Genomic DNA, 5172 nt, shown 5'->3' with positions numbered 1-5172 from the left:
TTGCTACGCAATGCCCTGCCGGGTAACAGATCAAACCCCGCAAAAGGATGAAGCGGGACAAGCCCGACGCGCAGGTGGTGCCAGAAGCGCCGAACATGACCTCCCTCTCGCGCATGTAAACATGCGCTGCCGGGCCGCGGGTCGATGGACTTCATGGCGGATCGCCTTGGGGATGGCCGGGCGTTTCGGCTCTTGAACGTGTTGGATGATTTCAATCGCGAAGGATTGGGCATCGAGGTCGACTTTTCTTTGCCAGCGGAATGCGTGATCAGAAGCCTCAACCGCATCATCGAATGGCGTGGCAAGCCCGGCACCATAAGAGTCGGCAACGGCCCGGAATACATCAGTGGAAAGCTAATGAAATGGGCCGAGGAACAAGGGGTTACCATCCTACACATCCAACCCGGCAAACCTCAACAGAATGCTTACATTGAGCGCTACAACCGGACGGTCCGGCATGAATGGCTGGACCAATACATCATCGAAAGCATAGAGGAGGCACAAGATCACGCCACGCAATGGCTATGGACATACAACAACGACCGCCCGAACATTCCTCTCACGGTTTGCTTGCAAACCGTTGCCGGACAGCGGGGCATCGGCGGCATCACTCCCGCCCAGAAACTGAAAATGGCCGCGTAAGTTCTACGGATGCACCTCGTTAAAAAGGGGGGGATTACCCCATAAATTGATAGCTCATAGAGCTCACCGCGCAAATCCGCACTTTTGAAGGCTTCGAAATCGCGGATGTCCGGCAAAGTTACATTCAGCGCAGTAGTGGTTTTGAAAACAACCTCAACACCGTCGATCCAGACTTTTAGTGCGGCGTTACCACTATCATTCACCGAAATTGAAACTACCAGCCGCTTGCGACCGTCTGACATGCTCCCCGTAGGCGTATAGAGGCTGGAAAACTCGGGCGGGTTTTGCGTGCCTCCGCTGATATTCAAACGGCGGGCGCTGGTCCGGGAATCATAGACCACCTTCAAGGTTGACGATTTATACTCCATCAATGTGATGGACCCGGATGTTGCAGCATCAAGATCACAATCCAGTACAATAGTAATCGCTTCGGTTCCCGCCGCTAGTACCGGACCGGAGAGATAGCTGTCAGAGGCCGATTTTGTGGCGTAAGGGCCGCCGGAAACAACGGCTGCGGATACCGCGACCGGGCCCGGCATCCAGCCGATATTCCCGACTTGATATAGCCCTGCTGCGAGGCCGCTAACATCTTGCGGCCGTGCGCCATCCTCAAGGATGACCGCATTGCTATAATCCGTATCGCCATCTGGTCTGTAAATGAAAGGCATGTCTTTATCCTGTGATTGTGAGTTTGCCAGCGCCACCGACGACAACAGGTGGCGTGATGTCAGGCATGGCATTGATTGTGAGCTTCGCCTCGCCGCCGACCACATCCCAGTCGCTTGTTTCCGGATCGACAGGATCGGGCACAGCGGCCCCGACGCCGGAAACCGTCCAGCGGGTTTGTGGCTCTATCGGAACGCCGGGGTAACCTGTCGCTGCATAAAGCGCGGGATTATGTACGATCAGACAGTCTTTATACATCCGCGCATAGTAGTCATCGGCACCGTATAGGGTGAAGGTGCCATACTGACCGCCTGAGCCAAAATCCACGACGTCACCCTTAATAACCGGAGTAGCCAAGGTAACAGAAACCTCCCCTGCAGCAGCATCTGTGATTGCGACCGTTCCCTCATGCTCGGTGTTCGGACCTTGGCCGTTGCGCCAGATCGGCAACATGTTGGTTTCGCAAAAACGTGTCACCGCTACGCCAGAGTGCGAAACCCATCGCCTCGTGTTGATGGGGGCGGGGGGCTGCTGACCGTTTCTGCGCGCAGCTTGCAGATTGTGGTCATGTTCGTCCCGGCGGGCGATGTGGCCTTGCCGGTCACGGTCGAACTATCGCTTGAAACGCTCATTTCCAAACCGCTCGGGATCTCCATCCATCCAGCCATAGCAATATGCGGTATGTGCAGCGATATGCTGCGCATAAAGGATCTGTCCGTCAGATTCCAGAATTGAAGGGTGAATGTCGGTGTCGCCATAGATATTCTTAACACCACCCACCTAATCACCAAACAGGCATACCGCCTGCGACACACCGATTTTGGCCCCGTTGCTGTCGAGACAGGGCTGTGCAGGAAATTCCTTGCGAACCGGCACAGCCGGATAGCTGTTTGACTTGGGCATCCCATAGAGAACACCCCCCTCTTTGTCATAGCGATGGTTCGGGTACGGTGGATCATAGGTTTGCGACGCTGTCAGGATCTTCGGATGCACAAGCATCAGGACAAGCTTGCAGCTATCCCCGAGCAGCCTGTAACCGCGCCCTATCGTATCGATGATGCAACGCTCGATTGTGGATGGATCACTGTTCATGAAATCATAGGGCGTTCCATCGCTGTTGCGCCCGATAAGATGGGAGTTTCGCTGTTCTCTAAGGGTCGGGGATGCGGAGACTTCTGAATTTGACCAGCAATAGACCGCCAGTTCAGGTTCAACCCCCTCGGCGCGGGCAAGGGCAACCGTCGCCACGTCCTTTGAGCTGTCACGAGAAGTGTCGTCGTCATCGAGCATGCTGCCCATGCCCGTGCCGGATTTGCTCAGGTCAACCAGAACCTGCGGATAGCCCCTCGATGCATAGTGCATCATGTTGAACCATGCCACAGCACCGGCAGACAAATTGCCCGCATCAATATTGGCCTGCGTCACGTCTATCCGCTCGGCGTTGCCGCGGTCGCTATTGTGGCCTGACCGAACAAGCACGCCTTCAACACCATGCAGAAATTCTGGAACCGGACTTTGCCTGTACCTGTTCCCGCCCCGCATCAGGGCAATCGTGTTCTCAGCCTGCCTTATGACGGCCGTAACCTGTGGAGGGCGGGGCGGCACAGGGCCACCACCGCCCGACCGCCGTTAACATAAATCGCGTGTAGCGAATTCCAAAAAAGCCCCGTTGTCTTGTGCAATTGCCAGGGCCTTAGCCGTAGACGCATCAAGACCAGATGCAACACTTCCGAAATCATCAACTGCACTCATGTTCGTTCTTCGTTGTTTACATTGCGCGCCGGACAAGAGATGCTTTCATTCACCATTTTGCGCTTTGACCACCTCGAATTACGGTTGCACAGACAAGGTGCCGCGCAGATTTCTTTCAGCTCTGCGTGGCATTGACGATCCAAGGTTTCCCAAGACGGCCAGAGCGCCACATGGCAGGAACCAGATCGTTATGGATAGGCCATGCTTGCGAGGCGATGTCCCAGCCGCGCATTCTGGATATGTCTTCTCATTTTCATTGCCTTCAGATTGACCGATCCACAATGAAACCGCCGCTCAAGATCGCTCATACCGGTTGAGGTTTTTCAAAACGCACCGAACGCAGCCCAAAGCCGTTCCATCGCAGCAGAGCCGCGCTGTCAGCCGTCTTCAGGGGTAATAAAAACCCTGATCAGCCTTTTCGACATCAGACGGCCTTGCCGCAGCCAAATTACGGCCCCGATTTAAGCGCAAAACGCGCGGATAAGGCGGCCGGTTTAGGTTTGCGGTGCAATTGTCTGGGGGCCGTCTGTCACTGGAGGCATAGGGACCCTGTACTGCCCCGGTCGAGGCCGCACCAAAGGATCAAGGGTCACTTCCATGGAAGAAAAAGGCGACATACGACATTCCTCCGATACGCGCCGCCGTTATGAAACAGAGCGCGTCATGTTTGCCAGCAAGGATTGGGTTGAAGCCGGCTATCAAGCGATTGGTGAGCGTGAAAAATCGCGCGCGCCGGCCAAGCATGGTCAGCGGATACAGGCACCCAAAGCACGGCGATGGCAAGAATGGGTGGCCATCTTAGCGGCGCTTGTCTGGAGCGCGGCTGTGGTGGGTGCTGTAGAGTGGTGGATGGCCATGTGACAGTCACACTTGGTCATGTCACGGTCTGGTGCCGCTCTTTTGATCGCGTAATGTAGATCGAAGAAGATGAGCTATGGGTACGTCAGGACTGATTAATTTCGCAAGGATACGGTGCAGATCGCGCTGAGTTCGAAGAATCAGAAAATGTTCCTGGGGATCATTTCTCCGACGAGGGACGGATAGAGACCGTACGTTCAACATCGCACTGAACCTGCTAACGTGAGGTCGCGGCGGACGCGCAAACCAGAAATGGGCTGGCGACATCAGCTACATCTGGAGCCCCTCTCGGGCCTGTGCGACGCATGGCCCCGCCGGGAAACGGTCAGTAATCGTATGAAACGCGATCTGGTGATTAGGGTCCTGAGAATGCCCATCGCCTTCCGATCACCGCCCGCGGTTGCATCCTCCATAGCGACAGGGGCAGCCAATATTGTTCACACGACTACCAGAATACCCCTCCGTGAACACGGCTTCAAATCATAGATGAGCAGCTAGAGAAATTGCTACGACTACGAGCATGGTCTTGCGTGTTGATTGTCACTGAGAACTGACCCGGCAACAGCAGAAATTGTCATTGAGAATTGACCCATGTGCAACCTTGCCCCTGCTTGATTCAGCTGGGGGCTATTGGAGTGGTAGACATGGGATTTTTGAGGGTTATTCGGAAATGGGCGCTGCGAGACAAGATGCCCATTCGCGAGATTGCGCGGCGTACAGGCGTATCTCGCAACACGATCAAGAAGTATCTGCGGGCTGGGATTGTCGAGCCCGAGTTTCAGAGACCGGACCGGCCGAGCAAGCTGGATCCGTATGCTGAGAAGCTGACAGCCTGGTTGCTGTCTGAGCAGCGCAAATCACGCAAGGAGCGGCGGACTGCCAAGCAGATGCATGCCGATCTGGTGCAGCTTGGCTTTGATGGCTCATATGAGCGGGTTGCGGCCTTTGTGCGGGACTGGAAGGGTGAACGGCAACGCGCATATCACACGACTGACCGCGGGGTCTTCGTTCCGCTGGTGTTCCAGCCTGGCGAGGCGTTTCAATTCGATTGGAGCGAGGACTGGGCCTATGTTGGCGGCGAGCGCATCAAGCTTCAGGTCGCCCATATCAAGCTGTCGCACAGCCGCGCCTTCTTGGTGCGGGCCTATCTGCTGCAAACGCATGAGATGCTGTTCGATGCCCACTGGCATGGCTTCCGGGGGTTTGAGGGTGTTCCAGGGCGCGGCGTCTACGACAACATGAAGACAGCCGTCG

4 protein-coding genes and 2 pseudogenes are annotated in these 5172 nt (G+C 55.8%); 4 read left to right on the top strand and 2 right to left on the bottom strand.

Annotated elements, in window-relative coordinates; all coding sequences use genetic code 11:
• Positions 1-26: 26 nt before the first annotated feature.
• Positions 27-642 (top strand): annotated as a pseudogene (locus AKU94_RS02980) (integrase core domain-containing protein); the annotation flags it as partial.
• Between the two features lie 672 nt (positions 643-1314).
• Here AKU94_RS02980 and AKU94_RS02975 read toward each other — a convergent pair.
• Positions 1315-1785 (bottom strand): hypothetical protein, encoded by a 471-nt coding sequence (locus tag AKU94_RS02975; protein WP_157056379.1) that lies wholly within the window; start codon positions 1783-1785, stop codon positions 1315-1317.
• Between the two features lie 303 nt (positions 1786-2088).
• On the bottom strand, positions 2089-2787 hold the full coding sequence (locus AKU94_RS02965; protein ID WP_157056378.1) for a hypothetical protein: 699 nt from the start codon (positions 2785-2787) through the stop codon (positions 2089-2091).
• A gap of 870 nt (positions 2788-3657) precedes the next feature.
• Here AKU94_RS02965 and AKU94_RS02960 point away from each other — a divergent pair.
• From AKU94_RS02960 to istA, 3 genes and pseudogenes are all read left to right on the top strand, one after another.
• Positions 3658-3921, top strand: a complete 264-nt coding sequence (locus AKU94_RS02960; protein ID WP_050525859.1) for a hypothetical protein — start codon at positions 3658-3660, stop codon at positions 3919-3921.
• A 175-nt stretch (positions 3922-4096) separates the two neighbouring features.
• Positions 4097-4398: pseudogene (locus AKU94_RS20165) on the top strand (DDE-type integrase/transposase/recombinase); the annotation flags it as partial.
• Between the two features lie 164 nt (positions 4399-4562).
• Positions 4563-5172: IS21 family transposase (gene istA, locus AKU94_RS02955; RefSeq protein WP_157056377.1), on the top strand; the 610-nt coding region annotated here is incomplete at its 3' end.

The sequence above is a fragment of the Pseudorhodobacter aquimaris genome (assembly GCF_001202025.1).
In the GTDB taxonomy this organism is placed as follows: Bacteria; Pseudomonadota; Alphaproteobacteria; order Rhodobacterales; family Rhodobacteraceae; genus Pseudorhodobacter; species Pseudorhodobacter aquimaris.
This window is presented reverse-complemented; position numbering and strand designations above follow the sequence as displayed.

Excerpts from the sequence above, each read along its gene's own strand:
- AKU94_RS02960 (WP_050525859.1), top strand. The coding sequence starts at position 3,658 with ATGGAAGAAAAAGGCGACATACGACATTCCTCCGATACGCGCCGCCGT.